This is a genomic window from Roseateles sp. L2-2 (assembly GCF_050613215.1).
Classification (GTDB): Bacteria; Pseudomonadota; Gammaproteobacteria; order Burkholderiales; family Burkholderiaceae_C; genus Roseateles; species Roseateles noduli.
Genome location: NZ_CP192509.1, coordinates 4724311 through 4741274, shown reverse-complemented (window position 1 = coordinate 4741274; position 16964 = coordinate 4724311). Strand labels below are relative to the sequence as shown.

15 protein-coding genes are annotated in these 16964 nt (G+C 69.0%); 8 read left to right on the top strand and 7 right to left on the bottom strand.

Annotated features, from left to right (window positions below; translation table 11 throughout):
• Positions 1–125 precede the first annotated feature (125 nt).
• The 3 genes from ACQZ13_RS21075 to ACQZ13_RS21065 form a co-directional block, all read right to left on the bottom strand.
• A complete protein-coding gene (locus ACQZ13_RS21075) occupies positions 126–488 on the bottom strand; it encodes an HU family DNA-binding protein (RefSeq protein WP_067269564.1) in 363 nt (120 codons plus the stop codon).
• A 268-nt stretch (positions 489–756) separates the two neighbouring features.
• The gene (locus ACQZ13_RS21070; protein ID WP_088405274.1) at positions 757–1311 is read right to left on the bottom strand and encodes a PAS and helix-turn-helix domain-containing protein; all 555 of its coding nucleotides are present in this window, start codon (positions 1309–1311) and stop codon (positions 757–759) included.
• Positions 1312–1328: 17 nt separating this feature from the next.
• Positions 1329–1766, bottom strand: coding sequence for a PaaI family thioesterase (locus tag ACQZ13_RS21065; RefSeq protein WP_431047825.1), 438 nt, complete (start codon positions 1764–1766; stop codon positions 1329–1331).
• 153 nt (positions 1767–1919) lie between these two features.
• On the opposite strand from ACQZ13_RS21065, the gene ACQZ13_RS21060 reads away from it, so the two are divergent.
• The 7 genes from ACQZ13_RS21060 (at position 1920) to ACQZ13_RS21030 (ending at position 11287) form a co-directional block, all read left to right on the top strand.
• Positions 1920–2621, top strand: a complete 702-nt coding sequence (locus ACQZ13_RS21060; protein ID WP_431047823.1) for a CoA transferase subunit A — start codon at positions 1920–1922, stop codon at positions 2619–2621.
• A gap of 10 nt (positions 2622–2631) precedes the next feature.
• The gene (locus ACQZ13_RS21055) at positions 2632–3270 is read left to right on the top strand and encodes a CoA transferase subunit B (RefSeq protein WP_431047821.1); all 639 of its coding nucleotides are present in this window, start codon (positions 2632–2634) and stop codon (positions 3268–3270) included.
• Positions 3271–3628: 358 nt separating this feature from the next.
• Complete coding sequence (locus tag ACQZ13_RS21050; RefSeq protein ID WP_431047819.1) at positions 3629–5350, top strand: DUF1800 domain-containing protein; 1722 nt, start codon at positions 3629–3631, stop codon at positions 5348–5350.
• A gap of 20 nt (positions 5351–5370) precedes the next feature.
• Positions 5371–6765, top strand: coding sequence for a DUF1501 domain-containing protein (locus ACQZ13_RS21045; RefSeq protein WP_431047817.1), 1395 nt, complete (start codon positions 5371–5373; stop codon positions 6763–6765).
• A 620-nt stretch (positions 6766–7385) separates the two neighbouring features.
• A complete protein-coding gene (locus ACQZ13_RS21040) occupies positions 7386–8909 on the top strand; it encodes a DUF1800 domain-containing protein (protein ID WP_431047815.1) in 1524 nt (507 codons plus the stop codon).
• A 43-nt stretch (positions 8910–8952) separates the two neighbouring features.
• Entirely contained in the window at positions 8953–10341 is a 1389-nt protein-coding gene (locus tag ACQZ13_RS21035; protein WP_431047813.1) for a DUF1501 domain-containing protein, read from the top strand.
• A 322-nt stretch (positions 10342–10663) separates the two neighbouring features.
• A complete protein-coding gene (locus ACQZ13_RS21030) occupies positions 10664–11287 on the top strand; it encodes a helix-turn-helix transcriptional regulator (RefSeq protein WP_431047811.1) in 624 nt (207 codons plus the stop codon).
• Positions 11288–11305: 18 nt separating this feature from the next.
• Here the strand turns inward: ACQZ13_RS21030 and ACQZ13_RS21025 are convergent, their stop codons facing one another.
• The 4 genes from ACQZ13_RS21025 to ACQZ13_RS21010 form a co-directional block, all read right to left on the bottom strand.
• Positions 11306–12895, bottom strand: coding sequence for an alkaline phosphatase D family protein (locus ACQZ13_RS21025; protein WP_431047809.1), 1590 nt, complete (start codon positions 12893–12895; stop codon positions 11306–11308).
• A 103-nt stretch (positions 12896–12998) separates the two neighbouring features.
• Positions 12999–13388, bottom strand: coding sequence for a VOC family protein (locus ACQZ13_RS21020; RefSeq protein ID WP_431047807.1), 390 nt, complete (start codon positions 13386–13388; stop codon positions 12999–13001).
• Between the two features lie 49 nt (positions 13389–13437).
• Positions 13438–13935: a disulfide bond formation protein B gene (locus tag ACQZ13_RS21015; RefSeq protein ID WP_431047805.1), complete on the bottom strand. Its 498-nt coding sequence runs from the start codon at positions 13933–13935 to the stop codon at positions 13438–13440.
• Entirely contained in the window at positions 13935–14402 is a 468-nt protein-coding gene (locus ACQZ13_RS21010; protein ID WP_431047803.1) for a RidA family protein, read from the bottom strand. The genes ACQZ13_RS21015 and ACQZ13_RS21010 overlap by 1 nt, the downstream gene beginning before the upstream one ends.
• Before the next feature lie 90 nt (positions 14403–14492).
• On the opposite strand from ACQZ13_RS21010, the gene ACQZ13_RS21005 reads away from it, so the two are divergent.
• On the top strand, positions 14493–16859 hold the full coding sequence (locus tag ACQZ13_RS21005; protein ID WP_431047801.1) for a DNA internalization-related competence protein ComEC/Rec2: 2367 nt from the start codon (positions 14493–14495) through the stop codon (positions 16857–16859).
• The last annotated feature ends 105 nt before the right edge of the window (positions 16860–16964 follow it).

Genomic DNA, 16964 nt, shown 5'->3' with positions numbered 1-16964 from the left:
TGGGCGCGGGGGCGGACATAGCGGAACTGTAGGAGCAAAAAAACAAACCCGGCAGAAGCCGGGTTTGTTCGGGACCGCCGGGATCGCGCAAGCGACCCAGGCGATCGGCGTTTGCCAGAAGTGGATTACTTCTTGGCGGCCTTCTTGGCGGGCTTGGCAGCGGCGGCCTTGGGGGCCTTGGCCGGCTTGGCGGCAGCCTTGCGAGCGGCAGCCTTCGGGTCCACGGCGGCCTTGAAGCCGGCGCCCGGGGTGAACTTCGGCAGCTTGGCGGCGGCGATCTTGATCTTGTCGCCGGTGCTCGGGTTCACGCCGGTGCGGGCAGCACGGGCGTGTTGCTTGAAGGCACCGAAGCCAGGGATGGACACAGCGCCACCCTTCTTCACCGTGGACACCACCGCGTCCAGCAGCGTTTCCAGGATGCGGCCAGCTTCGGCCTTGGTCAGTTCGTGCTTGGAAGCCAGGTGTTCGATCAGTTCGGTCTTGTTCATTCGTTTGACTCTGCGGTTAGGGCCCGACTAACGCCGGACGGCGCGTATTGTGCGTGAGAAATCACCTGCGCGTCCCCGGGTTGCCCCGCAAATCATCGATGAAATCGCCTATCCGGGGTCACGTCTTGCGCGATTGCCCTATCCATCGGTCCTTCTGAGGATCTTGTGAGCGCTTGCAACGAGGTTTCCGCGATGTTGCCAAGGGGGCATTCCAGGTGATTTCCCGACCACGTCGGGCCTCGCCCGGGAATACGTCACGCAACAAAACTCATGACACGAGCAGACGGTGGACAAGGTCCGGCGTGCTCGCCGCGCCGTACTTCTTCATCAGCCGTGCGCGGTACACATCCACCGTGCGCGGACTCACGCCGAGCTTGCGACCGATCAGCTTGCTGGTGAGACCTTCGATGAGCAGCGCGGCGATCTCGCGCTCACGCGGCGTCAGGTCGGCCTTCAGTTGTCGCGTCGCGGACAGGTCCTCGAAACTCCAGATGCCGCTCGCATGCGGTTGCGACGGGTCCAGCGCGCGACCCGACACGTGGCACCAGAACAGCTCGCCCGCCCGCGCGCCGCCGACGCGCTTCATCACCCGCTCGTCCGCGTAATAGCCGGCGGCATCGAGGCTCGCGACGATGCGCTCGCCGGTGCGCTCGAACTCCACCGGGCTCGGATACAGCAGCGCGAAGCTGTGGCCGATCAGCTGCTCGCGCTCCGCGCCGAAGATCTCCAGCACCAGCCGGTTGCAGTCCTTGATCAGGCGGTGTTCGGAAATCACCAGCCCGATCGGGGCCTGGTCGAAAGCGATGCGGTAGTCGAGGCTCATGGGAGTCGCAGTCGGCGTCACAGCAGCGCGTAGGTCGTCGTCGACTGCACTGCGAGCCGACCCTGTTCGTCGAACAGGTCGATCTGCCCGAACGCCAGGTTCTTGCCGCGGCGCAGCAGGCGCGCCTCGATCGTGCAGCTTGTCCCCGAGACCGGGCGCAGGAAGGTCGACTGCAGCTGGACGGTCGTCATCGGGCGGAACTCGCCCAGCTCGCGCATCATCATCAGAACCATGGCCGTGTCGGCCGCGGCCATCGAGGCCTGACCGCACATCACGCCGCCGACGTGGACCAGGTCCGCCGCCACCGGCATCGTCAATCGCAGCAGCCCGTCTTCAGCGTGGACGGGATCCAGGCCGAGTGCGACGATCCAAGGCGCGAAGATCTTCGGGATCTGCGCGCGCAGTTCGTCCAGGGACATCGCGTCCGGGGACTTCGCGTCCAGGGGCTGGGTCATCGGGCTTCCTTCGGGTGGCTCGGTGGCGGGATGGCTGCGCAGCAGCGGCGATGCTTAATCAATTCTACGTACGGCTTACGTAATGCCTTACGTAGTAGATTGGCCGACCAAGTTCTGGAAACCCGTGATTCAACGGCAAGCAGGAGACATCGGATGAACAAGCTTTTCCCCAGCGCCCAGGCGGCGCTGGACGGCATCGTGGCGGACGGCCAGTTGCTGGCGGTCGGCGGCTTCGGCCTGTGCGGCATCCCGGAGGCGCTGATCGCGGCGTTGCGGGACAGCGGCGCCAAGGGCCTGACCGTCATCAGCAACAACGCGGGCGTGGACGGCTTCGGCCTGGGCCAGCTGCTCGAGACGCGGCAGATCAGGAAGATGATCTCCAGCTACGTCGGCGAGAACAAGGAGTTCGAGCGCCAGTACCTGGCCAACGAGCTTGAACTCGAATTCACGCCGCAGGGCACGCTGGCCGAGAAGCTGCGCGCCGGCGGTGCCGGCATCCCGGCCTTCTTCACGCGCACCGGGGTCGGCACGCTGGTGGCCGAGGGCAAGGAGATCCGCGAGTTCGACGGTCAGCAGTACGTGATGGAGCGCGCGCTCAATCCGGACGTCGCGCTGGTCAAGGCGCACCTCGCCGACAAGAGCGGCAACCTGATCTTCCGGCGCACCGCGCGCAACTTCAATCCGGCCTGCGCGATGGCCGGCAAGGTCACGGTGGTGGAGGTGGAGCAGGTCGTCGAGGTCGGAGAGCTCGATCCCGACAGCATCCATCTGCCCGGGATCTACGTGCACCGCATCGTGCACAACCCGAATCCCGAGAAGCGCATCGAGAAGCGCACCATCCGCCCCGCTGCCTGAGGAGAGAGACATGCCCTGGACCCAAGACCAGATGGCGGCACGCGCCGCGCAGGAGCTCGAAGACGGCTTCTATGTGAATCTCGGCATCGGCATTCCGACGCTGGTGGCGAACTTCGTCCCGGCCGACAAGGAAGTGTGGCTGCAGAGCGAGAACGGCATGCTCGGCATCGGCCCGTTCCCGACGGACGACGAGGTCGACGCCGACCTGATCAACGCCGGCAAGCAGACGGTGACGACCATTCCCGGCTCGTCGATCTTCGGCAGCCATGACAGCTTCGCGATGATCCGCGGCGGCAAGATCAACCTCAGCATCCTGGGCGCGATGCAGGTCAGCGAAAGAGGCGACCTCGCCAACTGGATGATCCCCGGCAAGATGGTGAAGGGGATGGGCGGTGCGATGGACCTGGTCGCCGGCGTCAAGCGCGTGATCGTGCTGATGGAGCACGTCGCCCGCAAGAAGGATGGCACCGAGGACCTGAAGATCATCCCGTCCTGCACCTTGCCGCTGACGGGTGTCGGCGTCGTCAACCGCATCATCACGGACCTGGCGGTGATGGATGTGACGCCTGAAGGACTGAAGCTCGTCGAGCTCGCCCCCGAAGTCACCCGCGAGTTCGTCCAGAGCAAGACCGGCGTCACGCTGGTCTGAGCAAGACCTGGCCCCGCGCGTGGCAAGACCTGCCACTCGTACTCCCCAGGCCCTGGGGCAGCGAGCGTGGGTGGGGCCGGAATGGTGCTGGGGGTTCCCGGAGGGATGCCCCCTGCACCGTGGAGTGCCCGCGCCTGGCCTCACGCCAGGTGTGCCCCCGGGCACCCCACCTGCCAACGCGCGGGCGATTGTTTCCAGATCGTTTCCCGCGCTTATCCGACCCCGACAACTTCCGCGCGTGAATAAGTCACGCCGCAACGGCCTGTTGCCGCGCCTTTCACAAGTTGTACGAATGACGGTGTCTTAACGGCCGGTCCTCGCCACCATCCCGCATCCGCTGCTACGAGCCGATGCTGAGATGACTGCTGCCGCCAACACCCACTTTGCACCGCCCGCACTGCCCGACGACGAACGCGTCGCCGGTGACACCACGTCCATCGGCGCGCCTGCCGCGCTGGCGGCTGCCGCTGCGGCGGCGCTGCTGGCGGCCTGCGGCGGCGGTGGGGGTGACAGCGCCTCCGGCGGCCCGGACAGCGATCCCCAGAACACCGTCCCGCCGACCGAGCCTGAAGCTGCGCGCTTCCTCGGCCAGGCCGGATTCGCCGCCACGGCGACGGACTTCGCCAGCGTCAAGTCGGTCGGTTACTCGCGCTGGCTGGAGCAGCAGTTCGACGCCCCGCGCACGCAGAGCCATTACGACTGGCTCGTGGCCAAGGGCAAGGGCGCCGAGGCCAACCGCTACAGCCTGGACGGTACCGACGCCACGCTGTGGCGCAAGCTGATCAGCTCGCCCGACCAGCTGCGCCAGCGCGTCGTGCTCGCGCTGTCGGAGATCTTCGTCGTCTCCATGAACGGCCTGCCCATCGCGTGGCCGCAGTTCGCCACCGCGGGTTACGTCGACATGCTGGAGGAGCGCTGCTTCGGCACCTTCCGCGAGCTGATCGAAGGCGTGACGCTGTCCCCGGCGATGGGCGTCTACCTGGCCATGCGCGGCAACCGCAAGGAAGACGCCAAGACCGGCCGCCAGCCCGACGAGAACTACGCCCGCGAGGTGATGCAGCTGTTCACCATCGGCCTGAACCAGCTCAACCCCGACGGCACGCCGAAGATGGTCAACGGCAAGACCGTCGACACCTACACGCTGCAGCAGATCACCGACCTGGCGCGCGTGTTCACCGGCTGGGACTTCGACATCGACTCCGCCGACGTGAACGGCCTGGACTTCAGCTACATGAAGCGTCCGATGCGTCAGAACGCTTCGCGCTTCTCCACCGGCGAGAAGAAGGTGCTGGACACCGTCGTCCCCGCGACCGCCGACGGCGCCGCCGCCATGAAGGTGGCGCTGGACACGCTGAGCGCGCATCCCAACGTCGGCCCGTTCATCGGCCGCCAACTGATCCAGCGCCTGGTGGCCTCGAATCCGAGCCCCGCCTACGTGCAGCGCGTCGCCGCCGTCTTCGACAACAACGGCAAGGGCGTGCGCGGCGACATGCGCGCCGTGATCAAGGCCATCCTGCTCGACAGCGAAGCCCGCCAGCGCTCGACCGCCCCCAGCGGCGGCAAGCTGCGCGAGCCGCTGCAGCGCATGATCCAGTGGGTGCGCACCGTCGGCATGACGTCGCCCGGCGACCTCTGGGCCATCGGCGACACGAGCAACCCGTCCTCGCGCCTGGGCCAGAGCCCGCTGCGCAGCGGCTCGGTCTTCAACTTCTTCCGGCCCGGCTACGTGCCGCCCAACTCGCAGCTGGGTACCAACAACGTCACCGCGCCCGAGTTCCAGCTCTGCAACGAGAGCACCGTCGCCGGCTACCTGAACTTCATGCAGAGCCTGGTCGGCAACGGCATCGGCGACATGAAGCCCGACTACACCGCCGACCTCGCGCTGGCCGCCGACGCCCCCGCGCTGGTGCGTCGTCACGCGCAGCTGATGGCCGGCGGCGATATCTCGGAAACGACGATCACCACGATCGCCACCGCCGTCGCCACCATCAAGTCCGACACCGACGCCAACAAGCTGAACCGCGTCAAGGCCTCCTGGCTGATGGTGCTGGCAGCGCCCGAATACCAGGTCCAGAAATAACCAGCCGAGCGGAGCCGAACATGACCCACATCTCCAAGCTTCCCGCGCTGCGCCGTCGCGAGTTCCTCAAGCGCGCCTCGGCGGTGTCCATCGCCGGCACGGCCGCGCCCTGGGCGCTGCAACTGGCCGCCATCGGCGAGGCCGCCGCGGCCGCCGCGCCCGGCGACTACAAGGCCATCGTCTGCCTGTTCATGTACGGCGGCAACGACTACGGCAACACCGTCATTCCCTACGACACGGCCAACTACCAGGCCTACGCCAACATCCGCCAGGCGCTCGCGATCCCGCGCGACCAGCTCGCCGCCACGGCGCTGACGCCCTCGCTCGCGCTGCCGGACGGCCGGCAGATGGCGCTGGCGCCGACGATGAACCGGCTCAAGACGGTCTTCGACGCCGGCCGCCTGGGCGTGATGCTCAACATCGGCCCGCTGATGCAGCCCACCACGCTGGCGCAGTACAAGGCCGCCAACGTGCCGCTGCCGCCCAAGCTGTTCTCGCACAACGACCAGTCCAGCCTCTGGCAGTCGTCGCGGCCGGAAGGCGCGACCTCGGGCTGGGGCGGTCGTCTGGCCGACCAGTTCCTGTCGAGCAACGGCAACGCCACCTTCAGCTGCATCAACGTGTCCGGCAACGCCGTGTTCATGTCGGGCGGCCAGGCGGTCCAGTATCAGATGAGCGCCGGCGGCGCCGTCGCCATCAACGGCGCGAACCGCTCGCTGTTCGGCTCCGCGGCCTGCGCGGAAGCGCTGCGCGGCATGATCACCGGCGAGCGCCAGCACTGGATGGAGCAGGAACTGAACCGCGTCACCGCGCGCTCGGTCAACGCGCAGGGCACCATCACCACGGCGCTGTCCACCTCGACGCTGCAGACGCCGTTCGAGACCAACGGCAACGGCCTGGCCTCCCAGCTGCAGACGGTGGCCCGCCTGATCGGCGCCCGCGCTTCGCTGGGGGTGCAGCGGCAGGTGTACTTCGTCTCCATCGGCGGCTTCGACCTGCACGACAACCTGATGTCGCAGCAGCCGGTGCTTCTGGGCAACGTCGCCAGCGCGATGGCCAGCTTCGACGCGGCGCTGGTCGAGCTGGGCGTGGCGCAGAACGTCACCACCTTCACCGCCTCGGACTTCGGCCGCACGCTGAGCTCCAACGGCGACGGCTCCGACCACGGCTGGGGCAGCCACCACCTGGTGATGGGCGGCGCGGTCAAGGGCGGGCGCTTCTACGGCGCGGCGCCGACGGTGGCCGTCAACGGTCCCGACGACGTCGGCCAGGGTCGGTTGTTGCCGACCACCTCGGTCGACCAGTTGGCCGCGACGCTCGCGTTGTGGATGGGCGTTCCGATGGCCGACCTGCCGGGGATCCTTCCGGGGATCGTGAACTTCACCCAGAAAGACCTCGGGCTCTTCACGGCCTGATTTCGAACACTTCGCCGGCGATCGTCGGGATTGGCTGGTTTGTTCCGGCCAATTACATCGGGTGAGCTCGGCGAGGGGGCCGGGTAGGGTGGAGAAAGGACGCGTCTCGAACGCGTCGGCGCGATCGGGGTGTCGCGCCGTGAGATGTCGCACGAGGCGTTCGACGACACCGGCAGGAATACCGGTCGGTCGACGCGAGTGCCGATGATCACGAGTCAAACGGGCGACTGTCGAGGTCGAAAGGCACGGTAACCGAATGCGTTTCCGGGCCTTTCCGCTGTTGCGGATTGGATGCTGATTTCGAGTGCGGGACTCTCTAGAGTCGCGGCCGTCAGCAGTACCGACGCACACCCACCATGTTCCGTTTCCCCTGGTCTTCCGCAGCCGTCACGGCTGCCGCCGCTGCCCTCAGCGCCTGCGGCGGCGGGGGAGGCGGCGGCGATTCGCCGGCGACCCCGTCCGGCTCCGCGCCGACGCCCGACGGTTCCCCGAGTCCTGCACCTTCGCCTGCACCGGCCCCTGCGCCGGGTCCCGCGCCGGCGCCAGGTCCTGCCCCCGCACCCGCACCGGCACCCGAGCCGGCCCCGGCGCCCGCTCCGGCGGTCGGTGCCGCGCTCCCGTTGCCCAACGACGCCCAGGCCGCGCGTTTCCTCGCGCAGGCCGGCTTCGCCCCGACCGAGGCCGACATCGCCACGCTGAAGTCCGTCGGCTACAACGCCTGGCTGGACCTGCAGTTTCTCGCGCCGCGCACCGAGTCCCACTGGGACTGGGTGGTCCGCAACGGCTACGCGGCCGACGCCAACAAGTATTCCTTCTACGAAGGCTTCCACAACAGCGTCTGGCGCAAGTTCATCACCTCGCCGGACCAGCTGCGCCAGCGCATGGTGCTCGCGCTGTCGGAGATTTTCGTCGTCTCGGCGATGGGCTTCACCTTCCCGTGGCGCACGATGACGATGACGGCGTATGCCGACCTGCTGGAGGAGAACGCCTTCGGTACCTTCCGCGGCCTGCTGGAGGCGGTGACGCTGTCGCCGGCGATGGGGTCCTTCCTGGCGATGCGCGGGAGCAAGAAGGAGGACGGCAAGGGCCGTCAGCCCGACGAGAACTTCGCCCGCGAGGTGATGCAGCTCTTCACCATCGGCCTCGTGCAGCTGAACCTGGACGGCACCGCGCAGACCAGCGGCGGCCGGCCGATTGAGACCTACGACCAGACGGTGGTCACGCAGATGGCGCGCGCCTTCACCGGCTGGGACTACGACACCGCCGGCAACAGCGGCGGCCCGGAGTACGGCGTGATGCGCCGGCCGATGGTGAACAGCGCGGCCAACTTCTCGACCGGCACGAAGACGGTGCTGGGCGCCTCGATCGGTGCCGGCGTGGACGGCCCGACCGCGCTGCGCCAGGCGCTGGACACGCTGGCCAACCATCCGAACGTCGGACCGTTCTTCGGCCGGCAGCTGATCCAGCGCTTCGTCTGCTCGAACCCGAGTCCCGCGTACGTGAAGCGGGTCGCGGAGGTCTTCAACAACAACGGGCAGGGCGTGCGCGGCGATCTGAAGGCGGTGCTGCGCGCGGTGCTGCTCGATCCTGAAGCCCGTCTGACCGACGCCGGCGTCACCAGCTCCGGCAAGCTGCGCGAGCCGGCGCTGCGTTTCGTCCAGGTCGCGCGCAACGTCAACCTGACGTCGGCGGGGCAGTGGACCATCGGGCAGACGATGGACACGGAGAACAGCCTGGGCCAGAGCCCGTTCTTCAGCCCGTCCGTCTTCAACTTCTACCGGCCGGGCTACGTGCCGCCCAACTCGGCGATGACGGCCGAGGGCGTGACGGCGCCGGAGTTCCAGCTGCTCAACGAGGTGACGGTCACCGGCTATCTCAACTTCATGCAGAAGGTGCTGACGACCGGCATCGGCGATGCGAAGGCGGATTTCAGCGCCGACGTGGCGCTGGCCGGCGACGCGCGCGCGATGGTGGCGCGCCAGGCCTTGCTGCTAGGCGGCGGCAACGTGTCGGACGCGACGCAGCAGCGCATCGCGACGGCGGTCGGGACGATTGTCGCGGCGACCGACGCCGGCAAGCTCAACCGCGCCCGCGCCGGTTGGATGCTGCTGCTGGCCTGCCCCGAGTACCAGATCCAGAAATGACCCGACGCCGCGCGGATCGCGCGGCCGTCATCGGAGACCTCCCATGGCTCATGTTTCCAAGCTGTCCTCGCTGCATCGTCGCGAGTTCCTCAAGCGCGCTTCGGCGGCGTCCGTGGCCGCGACGGCCGCGCCCTGGGCGCTGCAGCTGGCGGCGATCGGCGACGCCGCGGCCGCCACCGGCGGCGGCGACTACAAGGCGCTGGTGTGCGTGTTCCTGCACGGCGGCAACGATTACGGCAACACGGTGATCCCGTACGACGACGCGAGCCACCAGGCCTACACGGCGATCCGTCCGACGCTGGCGATCGGCCGCGACGCGCTCGCGGCCACCGCGCTGGCGCCGACGATCGCGCTGCCCGACGGCCGCCAGATGGCGCTGGCGCCGGGGCTGTCGGCGGTCAAGCCGGTCTTCGACGCGGGCCGCCTCGCGGTGATGCTGAACATCGGCACGCTGCTGGCGCCGACGACGCTCGCGCAGTTCAAGGCGGGCTCGGCGACGCTGCCGCCCAAGCTGTTCTCGCACAACGACCAGGCCAGCCTCTGGCAGTCCTCGAACGTCGAAGGCGCGCGCACCGGCTGGGGCGGGCGGATGGCCGACATGATGCTGGCGTCCAACGGGCGCTCGGGGCTCACCTGCATCAACGTCTCGGGCAACGCCATCTTCCAGGCGGGCGAGAAGGCCTTCCAGTACCAGATGGGCGTCGGCGGCAAGCAGGCGATCGCGGGCATTGGCGGCGGCCTGTTCGGCTCGACGGCCTGCGCCAGCCTGATGAAGTCGCTGATCACCGAGGATCGTTCCCACCCGATGGAGAGCGAGCTCAACCGCGTCACCGCGCGTTCGATCGACCTGCAGTCGACGCTGAGCGGCGCGCTGACGGGCGGTGCGACGATGTCGACGGCCTTCGCCGCCGACTCGCTCGCGCAGCAGCTGCGCATGGTGGCGCGCATGATCGCGGCGCGCTCGACGCTGGGGATGTCGCGCCAGGTGTTTTTCGTCTCCATGGGCGGCTTCGACCTCCACGACGTCCTGCCGTCGCGGCACCCGGTGCTGATGCAGCAGGTGGGCGGCGCGATGGCGAGCTTCGATGCGGCGCTGCAGGAACTCGGCGTGGCGGACAAGGTCACCGCGTTCACCGCGTCGGACTTCGGCCGCACGCTGAGCAGCAACGGCGACGGCACCGACCACGGCTGGGGCTCGCATCATCTGGTGATGGGCGGCGCGGTCAAGGGCGGGCGCTTCTACGGCACGGCGCCGTCGGTGAGCGTCAACGGGCCGGACGACGTCGGGCAGGGCCGGTTGTTGCCCACGACGTCCGTGGACCAGCTCGCCTCGACGCTGGCGCTGTGGATGGGCGTACCGGCCTCGGAGCTTCGCACGGTGCTGCCCAACATCGGCAACTTCGCCGGCCCCGATCTCGGCTTCATGGCCTGACCCTCGCGGGCGGATCGCCGGGCTCCGGCGCACCATCGTGGAACTCCCATGATCCCGATGGATACGGGTTTCTCCGCGTTCGAGGGGCTCCCGGAATATCCGCGCGGAAACCGACATCGCCGTTTCCCCCAACCCTAGGGGGCACCGTCCGTCAAGTTCCACTACGCAAGACCCTGACGTTCTCCTAACATCCTGGTGAGGCCCCACGCACCCACAACGGCATGAAGACCGTGAGCAAGTCGAGGGCCGCGTTCCACGCTCGCCCACCAGGGAGGCTGATATGGATGGAATGCTGGGGAGGACCCCGGAGTTGGGTTGGCTCATGGCCTATCGTGGGCCGGAACGCCGGCGTGGATCGCCGGACCGGTGGTGGCGCCACGCGCTGGAGGAGATCGACCTCGGCGTCTGTCTCGTCGGCGGCGAAGGTCAACTGCTCTACGCCAACAGCACCGCGCGGCGACAGCTGGACCAGAACTCGCCGCTGCAGATCGTCGACGGCCAACTGATCGCGGCGGAACGCAACGATCAACTGCGACTGGACAGCGCGCTTGCGGACGTGCAGCGCGGGCTGCGGCATCTCATCTGCCTGGGACGCGGGCCGGGTCGGCTGTCGATGTCGGTGCTGCCGCTGCAGGACGGACAGGGGCGGCCGTCGCAGGCGATGGTGGTGCTGGGCAAGCGCAACCTCTGCGGAGAGCTGCCGATGCTCGCCTTCGCGCGCGAACACCAGCTGACGGCGGCGGAGCTGCAGGTGCTGCAGTCGCTGTGCTCGGGGTTGCAGCCGCAGGAGATCGCCCAACGCCACGGCGTCGCCATCTCGACGGTGCGCACGCAGATCGCGAGCGTCCGGGCGAAGACGGCGACGGAAAGCATCCGCGACCTCGTGTCGATGGTGGCGCAGCTGCCGCCGATGCAGGGCGTGCTGCGGGTGATGGAGCGGGCCTGATGGAGCGGGCCTGAGGGATCAGGCTCGCTGGGGCTCCAAGGTCTTCTTGTAGAGCGTCGAGCCCTCCAGATCCTTCAGCGTGACCGTCATCGCGCGCGTCTTCGCGTCGATGTCCACCTGGCCGAAGAACTGCGTGTCGGGCGCGGGGGCGGCGTTGGCAATGCCCGGCCCTTTCTGATACGCGACCTGCATGCCGAAGGTGCCGTCGGCCTTGTTCGGGCCGAAGCCGCCTGCGTGCAACGGTCCGGAGACGAATTCCCAGAAGGGCAGGAAGTCGGTGTACTTCGCCTTGGCGGGATCGAAGAAATGCGCCGCGGTGTAGTGCACGTCGGCGGTGAGCCAGACGATGTTGTGCAGCCGGTGGCGCTTGATCTCGCTGAGCAGGCGGGCGATCTCCAGTTCCCGTCCGCGCGGCGCGCCGTTGTCGCCGTTGGCGATGGCCTCCCACTTGTCGCGACCCTCGGCGTCCTTGCCGTCGTTGACGTGCAGGCCGATCGGCATGTCGGCGGCGATGACCTTCCACACCGCCTTCGAACGCTTCAGTCCTTCCAGCAGCCAAGCGATCTGCGGGCGCCCCATGAAGGCGCTCTCGGCGTTCTCCTCGGTCTGGAGGTTGGCGCTGTTGGGACCGCGGTAGCTGCGCATGTCGACGACGAAGACGTCGAGCAGCGGGCCCTGCGGCAGGTGGCGGTAGATGCGTTCGCTCTCGGCGTCGCCGAAGCGGCGCATCGGCGCGTACTCCTGGAAGGCCTTGGTGGCGCGGGCGACGAGCAGCGGGATGTTCTTCTCGGTGTAGCGGGCGTCGCCGGAGAGGTCCTTGCTGTCGGAGTAGTTGTTGGTGACCTCGTGGTCGTCCCACTGCCAGATCTGGGGCACGTCGGCCGACATGCGGCGGACGTTGGCGTCCATGAGGTTGTAGCGGTAGCGGCCGCGGTACTCGTCGAGCGTCTCGGCGACCTTGCTGGTCTGCTCGGTGACGACGTTGCGCCAGAGCGAGCCGTCAGGCAGCTTGATCTCGGCGGGGATGGGGCTGTCGGCGTAGATGGTGTCGCCGCTGTGGAGGAAGAAGTCGGGATTGATGCGGCGGATCTGCTCGTAGATCTTCATGCCGCCCCACTGCTCGTTGATGCCCCAGCCCTGGCCGCAGGTGTCGCCGCTCCAGGCGAAGCGGACGTCGCGCAGGCTCTTCGATCCGAACGAGGCCGGCAGGCGCAGATGCCCGGGGACGGGCTCGGAGAGGACGCGCTCGTTGTGCAGGTCCTGCAGGACGACGCGATAGAAGATCTCCTGGCCGGCGGGCAGGCCGCGCAGGTCGACGCGGCCGGTGAAGTCGGAGTCCTCCAGCAGATGGGGGCCGCGCACGCGCTGCAGGTTGGCGAAGCTGGCGGTGGTGGACCATTCGAGCCACAGCCGGCTCGGGCGGTCGCCGCGGGCCCAGACGACGGCGCCGTCGGCGATCGGATCGCCGGACTGGATGCCGTGCGGCATCTGCGGCCGCATCGCGTCGCGCGTGATGACGGCGGGCGCCTGCGCGCGCGCGCCGGTCGGCGAGAGCAGCGAAGCACCGCTCAGAAGCGTGCTGGCGTGGAGGAAGCGGCGGCGGTCCATGCGGGTCTCCCGGCGAGATCGAAGAGGCAAGAAGGGGCGAAGCCCGCGATGCTGCCGGGAGGGTGTGACGGGGAGGTGACCGGCCAGCGTCAGCCGACCGTTCTCACTGCCCCGCCGGCGGCTCCCACAGCTCGACCTTGTTGCCTTCCGGGTCGATGACCCAGCCGAACTTGCCGTACTCGGAGTCGTCGCTCTTCTCCAGGACGTTGCAGCCCTCGTCGCGCAGCGCCTTCAGCAGCGCGGCCAGATCCGCCACCCGGTAATTGATCATGAAGGGCGCCTTGTTCGGCCCGAAGCCGTCGCCGCCCTCGGCCGCACCGATGGACCAGATGGTCGAGCCGCCCGTGGGCTTGCCTGCCTCGTCCGTCCAGCTGAACGCCGCACCGCCCCACGCCTGGACGTCGACGCCCAGGTGCGTCCTGTACCAGTCGCGCAGGGCCGCCGGATCCTTGGCGTTGAAGAAGATGCCGCCGATGCCCGTGACTCGTTTCATGTGGGAACTCCCGACAAGTTGATCGATCTCAAAGACATCGACGGTGGTCTCACCGACGATGCACCGCTCCACGCTTGAGCGTCAGCAGGCACAGCAGCGCGATCAGGGTGAACAGGGCGCCGCTCCAGATCTCGTAGGGCAGACCGAGCAGCGAATACGCGGACGCTTCACTGCAGTTGGCCGTGACCATGAAGATGCTCGGGATCCGATCCTCCAGCTTGAACATCGTCAGCACGCGATCCGCGAAGGTCATGTCGCAGCTGGCCAGCTTGGAGGCGACCTCATGCTGGTAACCCGCGGCGAACAGGCCCGCCACGCCCAGCGCCGCCGACAGCAGCAGCGCCAGCACGCGCACGAAACCCACGCGCTGCAGCACCCAGCCCAGTACGCTGACCGCGGCGATCAGCAGGAAGATCCCCCGCTGCATCACGCACCACGGGCACGGCTTGACGCCGAACTGGTACTGCGCCACCAGCGCCGCCGCCACGGCGGCGAGCGAGACCAGCGCGCTGAAGGCCAGCACGCGCGAGGCGGTCAGGGCCCGCATCAGTCGGCGATCTCGGCGATCAGCTCGATCTCGACGCAGGCGCCGAGCGGGATCTGCGCCACGCCGAAGGCGCTGCGCGCATGCGCGCCCTTCTCGGGGCCGAAGACTTCGCCGATCAGCTCGGACGCGCCGTTGGTCACCAGGTGCTGCTCGGTGAAGTCGCCGGTGCTGTTGACCAGGCTCATCAGCTTCACGACGCGCTTGACCTTGTTCAGGTCGCCGACGGCCGCGTGCAGCGTGCCCAGCAGGTCGATGGCGATCGCGCGCGCGGCCTGCTGGCCGGTCTTGGTGTCGGTGTCCTTGCCCAGCTGGCCCACCCAGGGCTTGCCGTCCTTCTTCGCGATATGACCGGACAGGAACACGAGGTTGCCGGTGCGGACGAAGGGCACGTAGGCCGCGGCCGGCGCCGCCACCGGCGGAAGGTCGATGCCGAGCTGGGTCAGGCGGTCGTAGACGGAAGTGCTCATGAGGGTCTGCGCGGAAGTGGAAAAATTCGCCGCGAATCCTACACCCCGGCCTGGCGCTGGACCGTCGTCCCGCTCGCGGCCCTGCTCGGCATGGGGCTGGTCCATCTGCTGCCGGAACTGCCCGGGCCGGTCGCCTGGCGGGCCTGGACCGCGGTCGTCGTGACGCTGGCGTTCACGATGGCCCTGCCGTTCGCACGCGTGGCGAAGGTCCAGTGGCTGACCTGGTCGCTGCTCGCCGCGCTGGCCGGCTTTGGCCTCACCGCGGCGCGCGCCGAGGCGCGCCTGAGCGACATGCCCTCGGTCGAGCAGGCGGGCCAGGTCATGACCCTCACCGGTCGCGTCGACAGTCTTCCCCAACGCACCGCCGGCATCGGCGGCGTCGAGGGCTGGCGCTTCATCCTCGACGTCGATCCCGCCGCGACCGCATCGACCGCCGCGCCACCGCGCGTGCTGTTGTCCTGCTATCAGATGCCGACGCCGCCGCGCGCCGGCGAGCGCTGGCGCCTCGACGTGAAACTGCGTCGCCCGCACGGGCTGATGAACCCGCACGGCTTCGATCAGGCGCTGTGGATGCTCGACCAGGACCTGCCCGCCGCCGGCAGTTGCCGCAGCAAGGGGCAGGAGCGACTGGAGTCCGGCGGCTTCAGCGTCGACGGACTGCGGCAGTCGATGCGCGACGCGATCGACCGGCAGTTGAGCGAGCGCAGCGACCGGCGCGGCGCCGGCGTGCTCGCCGCGCTGAGCCTGGGCGATCAGGGCGCGGTCAACGCCGCCGACTGGGCGCTGTACCGCGATGCTGGCGTTTCGCACCTGCTCAGCGTCAGCGGGCTTCACGTGACGATGTTCGCCTGGCTCGCCGGGGCCGCCGCCGGCTGGGCCTGGCGGCGCAGCGCGCGTCTGTGCCTGCGGCTGCCCGCGCCGCGCGCGGCGATGTGGATAGGCGCCATCGCCGCCTGGCTGTACGCGCTGTTCTCCGGATGGGGCGTGCCGTCGCAGCGAACGGTCGGACTGCTGGTCATCCTCGCGCTGCTGCGCCAGGCCGGCGCGCGCTGGCCGTGGCCGATGAGCCTTTTCGCGGCCGCCGCCGGCGTCTGCGCCGCCGATCCGTGGGCGCTGACGCAGGCGGGCTTCTGGCTGTCGTTCTGCGCGGTCGCGATGCTGATGGCCGCGGATCACCGTGCGGATCCGGGCTGGCGCGGCGCGCTGCGCAACGCCTGGCACACGCAGTGGGTGGTGACGCTCGGACTCGCGCCGCTGACGCTGCTGCTGTTCCAGCAGCTGTCCATCGTCGGCCTGATCGCCAACGCCTTCGCCATCCCGCTGGTGTCCTATGTGATCACGCCGCTGGCGATGCTGGGCGCGCTCTGCCCACCGCTGTGGACGCTGGGCGCGTGGTGCGTCGCGCTGATGAACGCGATGCTCGAAGCGCTGCGCGTGCTGCCGATGGCGGTCTGGCACCTGCCGTGGCCGCCGGCGTGGACGCTGGCGCTCGGACTGATCGGCGGGGCCGCGCTCGCGATGCCTTGGCCATGGCGACTGCGCGCGGGTGGTCTTGCTCTTTGTCTGCCGATGCTCTGGCCCGTGACCTTCCGCCCCGGGCCGGGCCAGTTCGAACTCTGGCTCCCCGACGTCGGCCAGGGCGGCGCCGCGATCCTGCGCACGCAGGGCCACACGATGGTCTTCGACGCCGGGCCGTCCTGGGGACCGGGCTCCGATGCCGGCCAGCGTGTGCTGCTGCCACTGCTGCGCGGCCTGGGCGAGCGGTACCTGGACCTGCTGATGGTCAGCCATGCGGACCAGGACCACGCTGGCGGCGCGGCGAGCCTGCTCGCGGCGCTGCCGGTCGAACGACGTCTCGGCGCGGTGCCGGGCGGGGAGGGCTGCCGACGCGGCCAGCGCTGGACCTGGGACGGCGTGCGCTTCGAGGTGCTGTGGCCGATCGCCGAGAGCGAGCCGGGTGAGTCCGGCGCGGCGGGTCAGAAGCGCAAGGCGGTGAAGCCCAATGCCGGCTCGTGCGTGCTGCGCGTCGAGGCCGCCGGCCGCCGCGTGCTGCTGACCGGCGACGTCGAGGCACCGCAGGAGGCGCGGCTGGTGCGCGAAGACGGCGAGGAGGAGCTCCGCTCGGAAGTCCTCGTCGTGCCGCACCACGGCAGTCGGACTTCCTCGACGACGGCGTTCGTGCGGACCGTCGCGCCGCGCGTGGCGGCGGTGCAGTCGGGCTACCTGAACCGCTTCGGACACCCGAAGCCGGACGTCGTGGCGCGGTACGTCGCCGTCGGCGCGCTGCTGCTCAACACGGTCGACTGCGGCGCGTGGCTGTGGCGCAGCGATCGCTGGTCGTCGCCGATCGAGGACTGCGAGCGGGCGAAGCGCCGGCGCTACTGGCTGCGCCTGCCGCCAGGAATCGCCTCCGAGAGCGCCGCGGATCCCGATCCCGTCGAGCTGATGCCTCCATGATGCCGCTGGGCTGATGCCGAGCCGATGCCGCCTGCGCCTGGCGCCCGATCCGCGCTGCCCCCTGTCACCGGGGCTGGGCATGTCGCCGGACTGGTGCTAGCTTGC